This is a genomic window from Agrobacterium sp. 16-172Ci (assembly GCF_053522725.1).
The window spans coordinates 65,779-81,062 of the sequence record NZ_JBNWBW010000031.1 but is presented as its reverse complement, the minus strand read 5'-3'; the positions used below and the strand labels follow the sequence as shown (position 1 = coordinate 81,062).

Annotated in this window: 14 protein-coding genes; 8 read left to right on the top strand and 6 right to left on the bottom strand. The window is 60.8% G+C overall.

Annotated elements, in window-relative coordinates; genetic code table 11:
- Nucleotides 1–157: 157 nt before the first annotated feature.
- The 4 genes from ACQZ40_RS22580 to ACQZ40_RS22565 form a co-directional block, all read right to left on the bottom strand.
- The gene (locus ACQZ40_RS22580; protein ID WP_448748683.1) at nt 158–1,705 is read right to left on the bottom strand and encodes a hypothetical protein; all 1,548 of its coding nucleotides are present in this window, start codon (nt 1,703–1,705) and stop codon (nt 158–160) included.
- A gap of 254 nt (nt 1,706–1,959) precedes the next feature.
- Nucleotides 1,960–2,268, bottom strand: a complete 309-nt coding sequence (locus tag ACQZ40_RS22575; protein ID WP_448748682.1) for a hypothetical protein — start codon at nt 2,266–2,268, stop codon at nt 1,960–1,962.
- Between the two features lie 48 nt (nt 2,269–2,316).
- Complete coding sequence (locus tag ACQZ40_RS22570) at nt 2,317–3,546, bottom strand: hypothetical protein (RefSeq protein ID WP_448748681.1); 1,230 nt, start codon at nt 3,544–3,546, stop codon at nt 2,317–2,319.
- A gap of 84 nt (nt 3,547–3,630) precedes the next feature.
- Nucleotides 3,631–4,257 carry a ribonuclease D gene (locus tag ACQZ40_RS22565; RefSeq protein WP_035263279.1) on the bottom strand — a complete coding sequence of 209 codons (627 nt, stop codon included), beginning with the start codon at nt 4,255–4,257 and terminating at the stop codon, nt 3,631–3,633.
- A gap of 176 nt (nt 4,258–4,433) precedes the next feature.
- Between ACQZ40_RS22565 and ACQZ40_RS22560 the strand changes: the two genes are divergently transcribed.
- From ACQZ40_RS22560 to ACQZ40_RS22525, 8 genes are all read left to right on the top strand, one after another.
- On the top strand, nt 4,434–5,048 hold the full coding sequence (locus ACQZ40_RS22560; RefSeq protein WP_174058451.1) for a nucleoside 2-deoxyribosyltransferase: 615 nt from the start codon (nt 4,434–4,436) through the stop codon (nt 5,046–5,048).
- A complete protein-coding gene (locus ACQZ40_RS22555; RefSeq protein ID WP_174058452.1) occupies nt 5,045–5,794 on the top strand; it encodes an SDR family oxidoreductase in 750 nt (249 codons plus the stop codon). The genes ACQZ40_RS22560 and ACQZ40_RS22555 overlap by 4 nt, the downstream gene beginning before the upstream one ends.
- A gap of 553 nt (nt 5,795–6,347) precedes the next feature.
- The gene (locus ACQZ40_RS22550; RefSeq protein ID WP_448748680.1) at nt 6,348–7,535 is read left to right on the top strand and encodes a M24 family metallopeptidase; all 1,188 of its coding nucleotides are present in this window, start codon (nt 6,348–6,350) and stop codon (nt 7,533–7,535) included.
- A 120-nt stretch (nt 7,536–7,655) separates the two neighbouring features.
- On the top strand, nt 7,656–9,260 hold the full coding sequence (locus ACQZ40_RS22545; protein WP_448748679.1) for an ABC transporter substrate-binding protein: 1,605 nt from the start codon (nt 7,656–7,658) through the stop codon (nt 9,258–9,260).
- Between the two features lie 63 nt (nt 9,261–9,323).
- Entirely contained in the window at nt 9,324–10,331 is a 1,008-nt protein-coding gene (locus tag ACQZ40_RS22540) for an ABC transporter permease subunit (RefSeq protein WP_078052629.1), read from the top strand.
- Nucleotides 10,328–11,242, top strand: a complete 915-nt coding sequence (locus tag ACQZ40_RS22535; protein WP_078052630.1) for an ABC transporter permease subunit — start codon at nt 10,328–10,330, stop codon at nt 11,240–11,242. Before ACQZ40_RS22540 ends, ACQZ40_RS22535 begins: the two co-directional genes overlap by 4 nt.
- A 3-nt stretch (nt 11,243–11,245) precedes the next feature.
- The gene (locus ACQZ40_RS22530) at nt 11,246–12,085 is read left to right on the top strand and encodes an ABC transporter ATP-binding protein (protein ID WP_003522485.1); all 840 of its coding nucleotides are present in this window, start codon (nt 11,246–11,248) and stop codon (nt 12,083–12,085) included.
- Nucleotides 12,082–12,927 carry an ATP-binding cassette domain-containing protein gene (locus ACQZ40_RS22525; protein WP_448748678.1) on the top strand — a complete coding sequence of 282 codons (846 nt, stop codon included), beginning with the start codon at nt 12,082–12,084 and terminating at the stop codon, nt 12,925–12,927. Before ACQZ40_RS22530 ends, ACQZ40_RS22525 begins: the two co-directional genes overlap by 4 nt.
- Before the next feature lie 50 nt (nt 12,928–12,977).
- Here ACQZ40_RS22525 and ACQZ40_RS22520 read toward each other — a convergent pair whose 3' ends face one another.
- Nucleotides 12,978–14,447 carry a mannitol dehydrogenase family protein gene (locus tag ACQZ40_RS22520; protein ID WP_448748677.1) on the bottom strand — a complete coding sequence of 490 codons (1,470 nt, stop codon included), beginning with the start codon at nt 14,445–14,447 and terminating at the stop codon, nt 12,978–12,980.
- A 108-nt stretch (nt 14,448–14,555) separates the two neighbouring features.
- A complete protein-coding gene (locus ACQZ40_RS22515; protein WP_448748676.1) occupies nt 14,556–15,230 on the bottom strand; it encodes a GntR family transcriptional regulator in 675 nt (224 codons plus the stop codon).
- Nucleotides 15,231–15,284: the final 54 nt, after the last annotated feature.

Sequence of the window (15,284 nt, the reverse complement as noted above, 5' to 3'; positions counted from 1 at the left end):
CCGATCGGCTTCTAAACCCGCCACCAGACAAACCCACAAATCAAAACCAGATGGCCTTCCAATGGCCACAAATTTAAACCGGACAGTAGTGGGACAGGCCCGAGGATGACGTCGGCGTGATTGGCGCGACTTACATTCCAATCTGATCACGCCGAATTCAGAGCATGCCGCTCATCTTCAGATAATAATTTTCCGCGCTGTCGTCGGAAGCCACCGCCGTCGGGCTTTCCTGCGTGTCGATCCCGTCATTGGCGGCGATGCGCTCTTCTTTTTCGTCCTGACCGTCGGAATTATCAGCGCCGGCTTCGGTCTCGTCGTTTGCCTCATCCTCGGAAAACGGGCTGCCTCCGCGCGGCGGCGTTTCCGATTCATAGTCCTCATCCGCCGGAGGATAGGCGACAAGCGGCAGCGGTGTTCCGTCTTTTACCAGAGCCGCGGCGATCAACGATTGCGAAGCCGATTGCTCCAGCATCGCCATCCTCGCTTCCGGGTCCAGCATGGCCCGCGGCAGCGGCTGGGTTTCGGGGCGATGGGTCGCCGTTTCCGTTTCCTCACCCGAGGGGCGGGCGGCGGCTGTTGCGAGGGTCGATTTTTCGGCGGGCTGATCGTCGGACGGTTGCTGCGCAACACCCTGCTGTGCGGGCGGAGGTTCTTGCGTGCCGGTCGGCTTGAGCGGAAGTTTGCCGGCGGTGGCGGCAAGCAGCAGGCTGTTCACGGTCTCGGCGTCGTCTGCGAACAAACCGGATGGCGGGGTAAGGCCCGTGCGGATTTCTTTCTGCTCCGGCTTCATCGTCTCCCGATGCGGAAGGGCAGGGCGGGCTTCGCCGGTCTCGGCGCGGGGCGGATTTGCCGGGCGGGCCTCGGCCGACACTTCCTTCATCACGCTGCCGGTTTGTGGCGGAAGCGGACGTGCCGTGTTTTCGGCTCTTCCATCCGGCTTTGCGGCATTGGTCGGCGTATCATGTGTGTCGGCAGGCGGGGTGGAAAGCGTGGGCCGGGGGTCCAGTTGCGCCGTTAGCGCCGCCACCGTGGCTTTCATCGCTGCGCCACTGAGGGCGAGCGGCCCGATGAGCAGCGGCAGGAGCCGGCTGACGGTGGCGGAATTTGCCGCCTGCGCTGTCGCGGCCGGAGACGGGCGAGCTTCCGCATTCTGGCCCGGTGCGTTTTGCTGTTTCGGTTGGGCCGATTGCGCGGGGGCGGGATTGGAGGAATTGTTCTGCTGATAGGAGGAAACCACCGCCTTTGCCGCAAGGTCCGTTCCCTTGTAACGGGAAAGCTCGATCAGCAGCGCGAGGCGGGCAGCATCCGGCCCGGTCGGCTGTTTCAGGATTTCGGCAAGCATCGAAAGGGTCAGGCCCTGCAGGGCCTTGCCGACCTGCTGTTCCAGCGCCAGGCGTTGTGGCGCGGGCAGGGTGCGGAGCGCCTCCGTCAGCCGCGTCACATAGGTCTCTATGGCTTCGCCATCCCGCCGGGGCAGGTTCATCAGCTTGCCGAGCGCTTCCGCCAGAACGGCGGTGCTGCGCGAGAGCTGAAATTCGCTGGCAAGGGAGGCGATTGCCGCGCGGGCAAAAAGGCTGCTGTTTTCAGGGGCGGGAGTGTTCGGTTGCGGCGGTGCAATCTGTTTCACCTGCTCGCGCGGTGTCAGTGAAACCGTGGTTCCATAGGCGGCATCGGTTGCCGCAATTTTCGGTACAGGCGGTAACATGCTGCGCTCCGTTTCTATCGGTGACCGCCGCTGGCTGCGAAAGGGCCAATCCCCATTGGCTCTGTGATCCGCATCTGGCTTGAATGTTGAAAAATCGCCGCGCCGGTGATGGACAGGTGTCATCTCGCCCGCTCATGCGGGAGCGCCGTATACGCCTCTGGCCGCAATGTCGGTTGCAGCGCATACAGAATCATCAAGCTCAATCTTGGCTTGCAGATATTAAGATTTGGCTAACCAAGGAATTGCGCGTCCGGTCAGGGCGAAACGCCGATGAACATGCGGTAAAGTCCGTTATCGTCGGAATTGACCGAGGAAATATGGTCGGGATCGCTGGGCGCCGTCTCAAATGCTTCCGGCGGCATGGCATCGAGCCAGCTTGCCTTGGGAAGGTTTCGTTCCGGTTGAATGTTGACCGGGTCGATGAGGCTGTCTTCCTCAGCGGGCGCGGTGAAGGCCGCATCATCCGGAACGAGCGACGGGGCGGCCATGGATAGCAGCGCCTGCGCGGCATTGGGTTCTGTGTCGTAAGCGGCGCTGCCGGATAGGCCGGAAATATCGTTCATGTCTGAACTCACATCATGTTTCGCTCAAGTGACGATCGGAGGCGGCAATCATGCCGCCTTTTTCTTCAGCAGTTCATAAAGGCCATTGTCGTCGATCGAGATCGGCAAAATGGCGTTGCGGGTGTCTTCGACAAGCGCCTGCGCATCGAGCAGTTTTTCGCCGTCGTCTTCCGCATCGGCCGGATCGGTGCCCGCGTCTGTCTCCGCAGGCTGATTTTCGTTTTCCGCCGGGGCGGCTTGCTCAGCCGGCGCAGCCGCAAGCACGGCGATCAGGGCCGTTTCCGACGATGTGCCGGCCGGCGCCTGCGGGTCGACGCTTTCCGTTTTTTCATCGCCGGAAGCATCGATATGCTCCTTCACGACGTCCTGAAGCTCCTGCACATCTTCAAGCTTGCCCTGCGCATCGCGCGCCTGAATATCCTGTTCCCGCTCGGCCTTCACCTCGGCATCGTTGATTTCGCCGATACGATCCTTGCCGCGTTCGGCCTGCAACTCTTCCCTGGTTTTGGGATCGGCGACATCTTCGAGACGCTGAATTACCTTCAGGGTTTCACGCGTCATGAAGCGGGTGCCCTGCGCCTGTTCGTCCAAGGCCTCCTTCACCGCGCGCGCCTCATCGCCATAGGGGTTGGCGATGGCGGAGATCATCTGACGGGCGGAGACGCCGAGTTGTTTGAGGCCGGTCGATTCTTCCAGATCGTCGACGTTTTTCGGCAGGGTCGCGCGCGCCGCCATGATGGCTTTCGACATCTGCTCGCCGAAATCCTCTTCCGTGCCTGTGAGGCCTGCACCCTTTGCGATGCGGGCGGCAAGGGCGGCCATGGGATCGGTCTTGCTGTTGACGCCATTGTTCAGCACGTCCACGACCTCAGCCTCGGAAACGCCGAAGGATTTCAGGGAAATCCTCGTGGCTTTCCCCTGCGCATCGGTTTTTTCGAAGCTGTCGGTCAGGGTCAGCGCATCCTGAAGTCTTCGTGCGAAGGAAAAGCTCGATTCGTCCTTTTCCTGTGTGATGCCCAGCGCGGAGGAAAAACGGGAGACAAGCGAGGCGAAAGCATCGGCATCCGGCTTCATGACGCCGAAGAGATAGGCGCTTATCTTCTCATTGGCGGCGCGCTGGCTTTCGTCCGGCTGCGGGTTTGTCTTGACCGCATCGTCCTTTTTGGTGCCGTTGGCCTTTTCCTGCTCTTCGCGCTGGCGTTCCTCGATGGTTTCGGCCATCGAGCGCATGAGGTCGCTGACTGCAATGCCCGCCGTCTGCTGTAGCGGAGTAATCATCCCTCAAAGTCCCTGGCCGCTCAAAGTTGCGGCCGAGAATAGGCAATTCTGGTAAATCAGTGCTTAAACCGGATGCGGGCTCGCTCAGCTATGGGCGAAAATATCGGTTTCCTCCCAGCCGAGGAGGTCGAGCTTCGCGCGGGTCGGCAGAAAGGCGAAACAGGCGTCGGCATGGTCGAGGCGGCCGTCACGCACGAGACGACCTGTTAGCTTGTCGCGCAGCGCATGCAGGTGCAGCACGTCGGAGGCGGCATATTCGAGCTGCGCCGGCGACAGGGTCTCGGCCGCCCAGTCGGAAGATTGCTGGGCCTTGGAAATATCGACTTCCAGCATTTCCTTGAGGTTATCCTTCAGCCCGTGCCGGTCCGTATAGGTGCGGGTCAGCCGCGAGGCGATCTTGGTGCAGAAGACCGGCGTGGTCGTCACGCCGAAGGTGTGGAACAGGACGGCGATATCGAAACGGCCATAGTGAAAAATCTTCTGGCGAGCGGGGTCGGCAAGCATCCGTACGAGGTTCGGCGCTTGCCTCTGACCGGCGGCGATGCGTATGACGTCCGCCGTGCCGTCGCCCGGTGAAAGCTGAACGACACAGAGGCGGTCGCGGCGCGGCACCAGTCCCAGCGTTTCCGTATCGATTGCGATGGCGCCGGTGTAACGCGCGGCATCTTCGGCGGAAATATCGCCTTCGTGGTAACGGATGGGTGCTGCCATGTCCTGCTCCAGAAATTCAAGTTTCTTGCTCCGGCTATAACGGAAAGAGCGGCGGGACGATACCGTTTTATCGGCTCGTCCGGTGCGTCACGCCGCATGCCCTTGGCCCTTGCCTTTGCGAAAGCCCCCGGGTTAGGGTCGGGAAATCCTTTCCTGACAAATCGCATGAATTCCCGATGACAAAGAAAATCTATCTCGCCGGACCGGAAGTCTTCCTCCCGAACGCGCGCGAAATGCTCGATCTCAAGGCCTCGCTGGCGCGGGAAGCCGGTTTCACGCCGCTTTCGCCGGGCGATCTGCAAATTCCGCCGGCGGATACCAGGGTCGGTCACGGCTGCAACATCAATGCCGTCGATGAGCGGATGATGCTGGAAGCGGATGCGGTGGTCGCCAACCTCACGCCGTTTCGCGGTATCGCCGCCGATACGGGAACCAGCTATGAGCTGGGCTTCATGTGTGCGCTGGGCAAGCCGGTTTTCGCCTATACCAATGTCGCGGCCAATCACTTCACCCGCATCAAGGCGCATTATGGCGGCGTCGCCACCCTGGATGAAACGGGCCGTTATCGTGGGCCGGACGGGCTGTCGATCGAGAATTTCGACATGGTCGACAATCTCATGCTGCATGGCGGGATTTTGCGGCGCGGCGGCGTCATCATCGTTGGCGATGCTCCCGAAGAGGCTTTGTATACGGATCTCGAGGCCTACAGGCGCTGTCTCGCGGCGGCGGCCGAAAAGTTACTGACACCGATTGACCCTGAAAAAACCAATAGAGTGGAGGCATCATCATGAGCGGAACCATCCTCATCACTGGCGCGACATCCGGCTTCGGACAGGCCACGGCGCGGCGCTTCGTCAAGGAGGGCTGGAAGGTCATCGGCACGGGCCGGCGGGCGGAACGGCTGGAGGCGCTTTCCGCCGAGCTCGGTTCCGCCTTTCATGGCCTCGCCTTCGATATCACCGACGAGGAAGCGACAGGAAAGGCGCTGTCCGGATTGCCGGAGGGCTTCCGGGATATCGACGTTCTCGTCAACAATGCCGGTCTCGCACTCGGCACCGCGCCCGCACCGCAGGTGCCCTTGAAAGACTGGCAGATCATGGTGGACACCAACATCACCGGTCTCCTGAACATCACCCACCATCTGCTGCCGACGCTGATCGGGCGCAAGGGTATTGTCGTCAACCTCTCGTCTGTGGCCGCGCATTACCCCTATACGGGCGGCAATGTGTATGGCGGTACCAAAGCGTTCCTGCGGCAGTTTTCGCTCGGCCTGCGTTCCGACCTGCATGGCAAGGGCGTGCGGGTGACGTCCATCGAGCCTGGCATGTGCGAAACGGAATTTACGCTGGTGCGCACCGGCGGCAATCAGGAAGCCTCGGACAATCTCTACAAGGGCGTCAATCCGATCACGGCGGACGATATTGCCAACACCATCCACTGGGTCGCCTCGCAGCCCAAACATATCAACATCAACAGCCTCGAACTCATGCCGGTCAACCAGTCCTTCGCCGGTTTCCAGGTCTATCGGGAAAGCTGATTTTCCCGCGATTTTGGGGAGTGCTGAAAAACCGGGCAGGAATTTTCGAGCTATGCAGAAATGCAATGCTGCATTGCGAGACTTGCTCTGTTAAAAATCACGGATACCGCTATATTCAAATCATCGAAGCGACGCACTCCTCCTCCCAGCGTCGCTCGATGTGGATCGGTGGTACTCCTCCTCCCAATCACCGATCAAGTTTGAAGCCTGCCGCACCTCCTCCCGCGGCAGGCTTTTTCCTTTTCTGGGCGTCTTTTCCTTAAATGTTTTTGGCCGTTTACTTCCCGTGCACCGGCTCGGTGCTGAAGACGGTCCGCAGTCTCCCCTTGGATTTCCGGGGGATTTTGAATTTCTGCGTCAAGGCAACGAATGTTGAAATCAGGCGTGCGTCGATCACATTTTCGTTATGTCTAGATAAATTTGCACAGTTTTGTGGTGGCGTGCCCTGCCGGGCCATTGCTTACCCCCCGCCCTGTGTTTAAGCATGGGCAAAAGAACGCTTGGGAGGTTGCTGGCACGCCTGTGTCTGCGGCCCGAAAGCGGCGGGGAGAGAATGGCAGACTTTCAAGAGGCGCTGAAGCGGTTTCAGCCGATCGCGGTTTCATCGATCGCTGAAGACGAGCTCAGGTTGCGACTACGCGGCCTGCAGGCGCGAATGATCCAGCAAAATATCAAGGCGGTCTGGCTCGATGCATCATCGTCGCTAACCTATTATACCGGCCTGTCGCTTGGTCTTTCCGAGCGCATTCACGGCGCCCTGGTGCCGGCGGAAGGTGTGCCGGTCTATGTCAGCCCGACCTTCGAGGAGCCGAAGCTTCAGACGCTCATCCGCATTGCGGGTGAGGTTGCCGTCTGGGAGGAGGATGAAAGTCCCTTCGACCTGATGGCAAGACGTATCGGTGCCTTGACCTGTCCCGGTCATCTTGTCGCCATCGATCCCGCCACCCCCTTTGTTTTCGCATCGGCCCTCATGCAGCGCCTTGAAGGGCGCATCATTTCCGCCCAGCCGATGATCGTCGCCCAGCGGCAGGTCAAATCCGCAGCCGAGATCGCCATCATCCAGACGGCGATGGACGCGAGTTACGGCGTGCAGAAGGCCGTGTTCGAAGGTCTGCGTCCCGGCGTTTCCACCACGGAAGTCGCTGATTTCGTTAATGCGGCGCATATTGCCCTTGGCCTGAAGCCGCTTTTCGTGGCGGTGCAGTTTGGCGAGGCGACGGCCTATCCGCATGGCGTGCCCCATGCGCAGACGCTCAGCGAAGGCGATATGGTGCTGGTCGATCTTGGCGGCATTCTTCATGGCTATCGTTCCGATATCACCCGCACCTATGTCTTTGGCAAACCGACGGAACGGCAGTGTTTCCTCTGGAACGCCGAGCGCGACGCGCAGGCGGCGGCCTTTGCCGCAGCCAAAGTCGGCGCTGCCTGCTCGGATGTGGACAGGGCCGCGCGCGACAGCCTGAAAGCGGCCGGTTTCGGCCCGGATTATCAGCTTCCTGGCCTGCCGCACCGCACCGGCCACGGGCTTGGGCTGGATATTCACGAAGAACCCTATATCGTTGCAGGAAATGCCACGGCGCTGGAGCCGGGCATGTGTTTTTCCATCGAGCCGATGCTGTGCGTTTATGGCGAATGCGGCGTCCGTCTCGAGGATATAGCCTATATGACGGAGGCGGGACCGCGCTGGTTCTGCCCACCGGAGAAGAACCTCGACCGGTTGTTTCAGCCGGTCGCCGGGTAATTGGTCGGGAGGCAAAGGACCGAACGGCGATAGGGGTGATCCCATGTCGCTGCTGACCAGAAGAGGTAGGCCCCCGGACGGGGCCGCAGGAACTCAGAAAAAGAGGGAAAGGACCACCAGATGAAAACGCTGACCCGCAGTTTGCTTATCGCCTCTGCGATTGCGATCACTTCCGCCATGCCCGCCATGGCGAAGACCTTCGTTTATTGCTCCGAGGCATCGCCGGAAGGCTTCGATCCGTCGCCTTATACCGCAGGCGGCACCTTCGATGCCTCCGCGCATCCGGTCTATAACCGTCTGACCGAGTTCAAGAAGGGCACGACCGAAGTAGAGCCCGGCCTTGCGGAAAAATGGGACGTTTCCAAGGATGGTCTCGAATACACTTTCCACCTCCGCAAGGGCGTCAAGTGGCACTCCAACGACAAGTTCACGCCGAGCCGCGAATTCAACGCTGACGACGTGATCTTCAGCTACAACCGCCAGGGCGACGCGAAGAACCCGTGGAACCAGTACATCGCAGGCATCACCTACGAATATTACAACTCCATGGAAATGCCGTCCCTGATCAAGGAAATCGTCAAGGTCGACGATTACACGGTCAAGTTCGTGCTGACCCGCCCGGAAGCGCCGTTCCTCGCCAATATCGCCATGCCTTTCGCCTCCATCGTGTCGAAGGAATATGCCGATACGCTGGAAAAGGCCGGCACCAAGGAAGACTTCAACAACCTGCCGATCGGCACCGGCCCGTTCAAGTTCGTCGCCTATCAGAAGGACGCGGTCATCCGCTACCAGAAGAATGCCGACTACTGGGGTGAAGCTCCGAAGATCGACGACCTGATCTTCGCGATCACGCCTGACGCCGCCGTCCGCCTGCAGAAGCTGAAGGCTGGCGAATGCCACCTGATGCCATACCCGGCTCCGGCTGATCTGGCGACCATCCGCGCCGACAAGAACCTCAAGCTCGATGAGCAGCCGGGTCTGAACGTCGCTTACTTCGCCTACAACACGACCGTTGCACCTTTCGACAAGCCGGAAGTCCGCAAGGCGCTGAACATGGCGATGAACAAGCAGGCGATCATCGACGCCGTGTTCCAGGGTGCCGGCCAGGTTGCCAAGAACCCGATCCCGCCGACAATGTGGTCCTACAACGACAGGATCAAGGACGATGCTTACGATCCGGAAGCTGCCAAAAAGGCTCTCGAAGCCGCTGGCGTCAAGGATCTGTCGATGAAGATCTGGGCAATGCCGGTGCAGCGTCCTTACATGCCGAACGCCCGTCGTACTGCCGAGCTGATCCAGTCGGATTTTGCGAAGGTCGGCGTCAAGGCCGAGATCGTTTCCTTCGAATGGGGTGAATACCTCAAGAAGTCCACCGAAGTGAAGCGCGACGGCGCCGTCATCCTCGGCTGGACCGGCGACAATGGTGACCCGGACAACTTCCTCAGCGTTCTCCTGTCCTGCGCCGCAACCGGTGAAGGCGGTGCGAACCGTGCACAGTGGTGCAACAAGGAGTTCTCGGACCTGTTGGCCAAGGCAAAGCAGACCACCGACGTTGCCGAGCGCACCAAGCTTTATGAGCAGGCACAGGTGATCTTCAAGGAACAGGCTCCGTGGGCGACGCTTGCGCACTCCACGCAGTTCGTTCCCATGTCCGCCAAGGTTTCCGGCTTCACCATGAGCCCGCTTGGCGACTTCACCTTCGAAAACGTCGACATCGCGGAGTAATCCCCGAACAACCGGACGCGCGGAAGAACCCTGTTCTTCCGCGCGTCTTTTCAGGAAAAAACCATGATCCGGTTCATTCTCGGCAAACTTCTCTATCTCGTTCCGACCTTCCTCGGGATTACCATCGTCGCCTTCGCCTTCGTGCGCGTCCTGCCGGGCGATCCCGTGCTGTTGATGGCGGGCGAGCGTGGCATTTCGCCCGAAAGGCATGCGCAGCTTGCCGAACAGCTCGGTTTTGCCCAGCCAATCTGGCAGCAATATCTCCATTTCCTCGGACGGCTGCTTCAGGGCGATCTCGGCAATTCGCTGGTCACCAAGAAGCCGGTTCTCACCGAGTTCCTGTCGCTCTTTCCCGCGACGGTCGAGCTTGGTCTCGTTGCCATCATCATCGCAACGCTGATTGGCGTTCCGGTCGGCGTCATCGCCGCCATTCGTCGTGGCTCCTGGTTCGACCAGATTTCCATGACGACGGCGCTCGTCGGCTTCTCCATGCCGATCTTCTGGTGGGGGCTGCTGCTCATCATCATGTTCTCCGGTATCCTGCAATGGACGCCGGTGTCAGGCCGAATCTCGCTGATGTATTTCTTCCCCTCCGTTACCGGTTTCATGCTGATCGACAGCCTGATTTCGGGACAGAAGGGCGCGTTTGCCTCGGCCCTGTCGCATCTCATCCTGCCCTCGGTGGTGCTTGCCACCATTCCGCTTGCCGTGATTGCGCGCCAGACGCGTTCAGCCATGCTGGAAGTACTCGGTGAGGATTATGTGCGCACGGCCCGTGCCAAGGGCATGTCTCCTTCCCGTGTGGTCGGCATTCATGCGCTGCGCAACGCCATGATCCCTGTTGTCACCACCATCGGTCTTCAGATCGGCGTGCTGATGGCTGGCGCGATCCTGACCGAAACCATCTTTTCCTGGCCGGGCATCGGCAAGTGGATGATCGATTCCATCTCTCGCCGCGACTATCCGGTCGTGCAGAGCGGCCTGCTGTTGATCGCGGGTCTGGTGATGATCGTCAACCTGCTCGTCGATCTGACCTATGGCCTCATCAATCCGAGGATCCGTCACAAATGACCGATGTGATCACCACTCCGGGCGTGCGCCTGTCAGACGCCGCCATCCGCCGCCGGATGATCGCCGATTTCTGGTTCTATTTCCGCCAGAACCGTGGCGCCGTCATCGGGCTTGCCGTGTTCATTCTTCTCGTGCTGGTCGCGGTTTTTGCGCCGCTGATCGCGCCGCATGATCCGACCCAGCAATATCGCGATGCGCTGCTGGTGCCGCCGGTCTGGCAGGAAGGCGGCCGTGCCGGCTTCTTCTTCGGCACGGACGCCGTCGGGCGTGACATGTTGTCCCGCCTGATCTACGGCGCGCAATATTCGCTGTTCATCGGTATCGTTGTCGTTTCCATCGCGCTCGTCGGCGGCATCGTCATCGGTCTCATTGCCGGCTTCTTCGGCGGCTGGGTCGATACCGTCATCATGCGTGTTATGGACGTCATCCTGGCGTTTCCGTCGTTGCTGTTGGCGCTGGTGTTGGTCGCGATCCTCGGTCCGGGCCTCACCAATGCCATGATCGCCATCGCCATCGTCTATCAGCCGCATTTTGCCCGTCTGACGCGCGCTGCCGTCATGAGCGAGCTCAGGCGTGAATATGTCACGGCCGCGCGCGTGGCCGGTGCCGGCAATCTCCGGCTGATGTTCAAGACCATCCTGCCGAACTGCCTTGCGCCGCTGATCGTCCAGGCAACGCTTTCGTTCTCCTCTGCGGTTCTCGATGCGGCTGCACTCGGCTTCCTCGGCATGGGCGCGCAGCCGCCTGCCTCCGAATGGGGCACGATGCTGGCGGAAGCGCGTGAATTCATCCTGCGCGCCTGGTGGGTCGTTACCCTTCCGGGCCTGACGATCCTGATCTCGGTGCTCGCCATCAACCTCATGGGTGACGGCCTGCGCGATGCGCTCGATCCCAAACTGAAGCGGAGCTGAGCGATGAGCCTGCTGAAAATCAAGAACCTCACCGTCAAATTCGCCACCGCCACCGGCGCCTTCACGGCCGTCAACGGCATCGATGTTTCCGTCGACAAACACGAGGTACTGGCCATCGTCGGCGAGTCCGGTTCCGGCAAGTCGGTATCGATGCTCGCCGTCATGGGGCTTCTGCCCGATACGGCGACGATTACCGCCGACGAGATGACCTTCGATGGCAAGAACCTTTTGGCCATGTCACCGCAGGAACGCCGCCGGGTGATCGGTCGCGAGATCACCATGATCTTCCAGGAGCCGGTCGCCTCGCTCAACCCGTCATTCACGGTCGGTTTCCAGATCGAGGAGGTTCTGCGCCTCAATCTCGGCATGAGCGGCGCTGCCGCGCGCGCCCGCGCTCTGGAACTGTTCCGGGCTGTCGGTATTCCCGAGCCGGAAACCAAGCTCAAGGCCTATCCGCACCAGATGTCGGGCGGCCAGTGCCAGCGCGTGATGATCGCGATTGCGATCGCTTCCAAGCCGCGCCTGCTGATCGCCGACGAGCCGACCACTGCGCTCGATGTCACGATCCAGAAGCAGATTCTCGATCTGCTGATGAACCTGCAGGCGGAATATGGCATGGCGCTGATCCTCATCACCCATGACATGGGCGTGGTGGCGGAAACCGCAGATCGCGTCGTCGTGCAATATAAGGGCCGCAAGATGGAAGAGGCGGATGTCTTGAGCCTGTTCGAGGCCCCGCAGCATCCCTATACCAAGGCACTGCTTTCGGCCCTGCCGGAAAATGCCACCGGCGACCGTTTGCCCACGGTTTCCGATTTCTTCGGCAAGGAGGGCGTTCAATGAGTATCGTTGTCGAAGGCAAGGGCATTACCCGCGACTATCACGTTCCCGGCGGCCTGTTCGGCGGCGCCAAGACGGTGCAGGCCCTGAAGGGCATCGACTTCACCGTCGAGCGCGGCAAGACGCTCGCCATAGTCGGTGAATCCGGCTCCGGTAAATCGACGCTGGCCCGCATCATCGCGCTGATCGATCCGGCATCCGGCGGCGAACTGAAGATCGAAGGCAAACCTGTCGCTATCGCAAGACGCCGTCCGGATACGGAGATGCGCTCCAAGGTACAGATGGTGTTCCAGAACCCCTATGGCAGCCTCAATCCGCGCCAGAAGGTGGGCGACGTGCTGATGGAGCCGCTGGTCATCAACACCAAGATACCGGCTTCCGAGCGCCGCGAGCGGGCCGAAGCCATGCTGGTGAAGGTCGGTCTCGGTCCTGAGCATTTCAACCGTTATCCGCACATGTTCTCCGGCGGCCAGCGCCAGCGCATCGCCATTGCGCGCGCACTGATGCTGAACCCGGCGCTGCTGGTGCTGGACGAGCCGGTCTCCGCGCTCGATCTTTCGGTGCAGGCGCAGGTGCTGAACCTTCTTGCCGACCTTCAGGAAGAATTCGAGCTGACCTATGTTTTCGTCAGCCACGATCTTTCGGTGGTGCGTTACATCGCCGACGATGTGATGGTCATTTCGAAGGGTGTGGCGGTGGAGCAGGGCACGCGCGAGGAACTCTTCGCCGATCCGAAGCATCCCTATACCCGCCAGCTTTTCGCCGCGACACCGATCACGGATGTCGATGCCATCCGCGCCCGCGTGGAACGCCGCAAGGCGGCACGGCTGGCGGCGACCGCCTGAAGGCTGACGACCGAGGTTAGGAACAGGCCGGATTTCCGGCCTGTTCTTTTTCAGGACTTCACGAAACGCTCGATTGCCGCAAGCGCGCCGTGTTCCCGAATGTCTCGATAGGCGGCTTTCAGGGCTGGGACGAAGGCCTCGTTCCCGGGCAGGTCGCTGCCAAATGTGCGTTCGAAAGTCAGAAAACGGTCGACGACCGCCTCCGGCCCCATTGCCAGTTGATCCGGCGCATCCCACTCCTTGAAAGCGGGATCGAGAATGGTGATCGGCTGCCCCTTTTCATTCTTGTCCGCGCAGGACCTTATCCAGAGCGCGACGGCGAAAATAACCGTCCGGCTTTCAGCCTTCTCCGCAAGCAATTCGCGCAAGGGGCCAAGAATGCGCAGCGGCACTTTCTGCGATGCATCGGAGGCGATCTGCATGGTCTTGTGCTGCAATGAGGGATTGGCGAAACGATCCCGCAGGCCGGCTGCGAATTCCGCCCCGTCAACGGCGGGGTCGAGCGTCCGTTCGATCTCGCGCCAATAGGCGTCGATGAAATCGCGCACGGGCTTTTCAACCCATGCATCCGCCACCGTCGCAAGGCCGGCAATCTGGCCGATGGCGGCGATGGCGCTGTGGGAGCCGTTCAGCATTCTGAGCTTCATATGCTCGTATGGCTCGACATTGCCGACGAATTCCACGCCCGATTTCTCGAGCGCCGGCCTTCCATGCGGAAAACGGTCCTCAATGACAAAACGGAAATAGGGTTCGGCCACCACCGGCCAGGCCTCGCTGAGGCCGAGTGCGGTCGAAATCGCCTCACGGTCCGCATCCGTGGTGGCGGGAACGATCCGGTCCACCATCGAGCAGGGGCAGGCAATATTGGTTTCGATGAAGGATGCCAGTTCCGGATCGGCCAGTTCCGCAAATTCCAGCAGCAGCTTTTGCAGCACATGGCCGTTTGCGGGCAGGTTGTCGCAGGAAAGGAGCGTCAGGGGCTGAGAACCTTGCCTGCGCCTGCGCCGAGTGGCGGCAAGGATGAAGCCGAAGATGGAGCGCGGCCGCTCCGGGTTTTCGAGATCATGGACGATATCGGGATGATCGCGCAGCAGGCTGCGGGCGGCAAGATTGGTCAGGTAACCCTTCTCCGTCACGGTCAGTGTGACGATGAGGACGCGCGGATCGGCCATCCGCTCCACCAGCCGTTCGGGCTCTTCCGGGGCGACGATGGTTTCAAGAATCGAGCCGATGATGCGCAGGCGCTCGCTCTCCCCGTCTCGCAGGCAAAAGGTGTAGAGATTATCCTGCGGCTCGATGGCGTCGCGCGTATCCGGGCTGCGCAGCGATGCCGCAACGATGCCCCATCGGGTTTCGCCGCGATTAAGGCAATCGTCGATGAAAACCGCCTGATGAGCCCGATGAAAGGCCCCGACGCCGAGGTGGACGATGCCGGGCGTGACGCTTTGGCGGTCATAGGCGGGTGTCGTGACGGATTGCGGCAGGCGGGGCAGGGTTGCAGCGGAAAGCCGGTCTGTCATCGATGCGAAATCCCCATGCGGAACGGGACGATTGTGGCTCGCGCCGCTCTCATTGCGGCGTCCGGCTTGTGGCGCATCATGTCGGTTCCTCCCCTATATGCGGAATGATCAGGCGCCGGCCTCTTTGAGCAGCCGGACCTGGCGCAGCGTATTCTGGCGGCTGCGCTCGAGATGCCGCCACAGGGCATCGACGATCTGGGCCTTGCTGCCGGCGGCGATGGCATCGGCGATATTCTGGTGCTCTTCGACCGAGCGGGCGTAGTCGCCGAGGATCGAGACGAAAACCGTGTGGGTCTGGTCGAGAATGCGCTCATGCGAGCCGGAAATGACCGGAATGCGCGCCGCCGACACAAGGGTCGTATGGAAGCTGCGGTCGTACAAAAGCGCTTTCGACAATTCGTCGAGCGTCGAGCCTTTGGCGAATTTACGATGTTTCGCAAGGCTTTCCAGAAGTTCCGCGTGCAGCGCTCCATCCAGTTGCCCGGCGTCGAAGGCCACTTCCACCGCGCCTTTTTCAAGCAGCATTCTGGCGGCGTAAAGTTCCTCCACATCCTCCACGGTGAAATCGCGCACAACCATGCCGCGCCGGGAGGAATTGACCACCAGCCCATCGGCCTCGAGTTTCAGGCAGGCTTCCTTCACCGGCGTGGGGCTGATGCCGAGATCGGCGGCAAGCTCATTGGGCAGCAGGCGTTCGCCGCCGCGCAATCTGCCGCTGACGATGCGTGCGCGCAGTTCCTGATGCGCCTGTTCGGCGAGCGTGACTTTGACCAGCGAGTTCATGGCGGCATCATTGCCCAGCTTAGAAGGGCTGGCAATGGCTGAATATTAAAAATA

What these genes read in the sequence shown, in the direction of transcription:
- ACQZ40_RS22525 (WP_448748678.1), top strand. Translation starts at nt 12,082, where the DNA reads ATGAGTATCGTTGTCGAAGGCAAGGGCATTACCCGCGACTATCACGTT.
- ACQZ40_RS22580 (WP_448748683.1), bottom strand. Translation starts at nt 1,705, where the DNA reads ATGTTACCGCCTGTACCGAAAATTGCGGCAACCGATGCCGCCTATGGA.
- ACQZ40_RS22575 (WP_448748682.1), bottom strand. Translation starts at nt 2,268, where the DNA reads ATGAACGATATTTCCGGCCTATCCGGCAGCGCCGCTTACGACACAGAA.
- ACQZ40_RS22545 (WP_448748679.1), top strand. Translation starts at nt 7,656, where the DNA reads ATGAAAACGCTGACCCGCAGTTTGCTTATCGCCTCTGCGATTGCGATC.
- ACQZ40_RS22530 (WP_003522485.1), top strand. Translation starts at nt 11,246, where the DNA reads ATGAGCCTGCTGAAAATCAAGAACCTCACCGTCAAATTCGCCACCGCC.
- ACQZ40_RS22570 (WP_448748681.1), bottom strand. Translation starts at nt 3,546, where the DNA reads ATGATTACTCCGCTACAGCAGACGGCGGGCATTGCAGTCAGCGACCTC.
- ACQZ40_RS22540 (WP_078052629.1), top strand. Translation starts at nt 9,324, where the DNA reads ATGATCCGGTTCATTCTCGGCAAACTTCTCTATCTCGTTCCGACCTTC.
- ACQZ40_RS22565 (WP_035263279.1), bottom strand. Translation starts at nt 4,257, where the DNA reads ATGGCAGCACCCATCCGTTACCACGAAGGCGATATTTCCGCCGAAGAT.
- ACQZ40_RS22555 (WP_174058452.1), top strand. Translation starts at nt 5,045, where the DNA reads ATGAGCGGAACCATCCTCATCACTGGCGCGACATCCGGCTTCGGACAG.
- ACQZ40_RS22520 (WP_448748677.1), bottom strand. Translation starts at nt 14,447, where the DNA reads ATGACAGACCGGCTTTCCGCTGCAACCCTGCCCCGCCTGCCGCAATCC.
- ACQZ40_RS22550 (WP_448748680.1), top strand. Translation starts at nt 6,348, where the DNA reads ATGGCAGACTTTCAAGAGGCGCTGAAGCGGTTTCAGCCGATCGCGGTT.
- ACQZ40_RS22535 (WP_078052630.1), top strand. Translation starts at nt 10,328, where the DNA reads ATGACCGATGTGATCACCACTCCGGGCGTGCGCCTGTCAGACGCCGCC.
- ACQZ40_RS22560 (WP_174058451.1), top strand. Translation starts at nt 4,434, where the DNA reads ATGACAAAGAAAATCTATCTCGCCGGACCGGAAGTCTTCCTCCCGAAC.
- ACQZ40_RS22515 (WP_448748676.1), bottom strand. Translation starts at nt 15,230, where the DNA reads ATGAACTCGCTGGTCAAAGTCACGCTCGCCGAACAGGCGCATCAGGAA.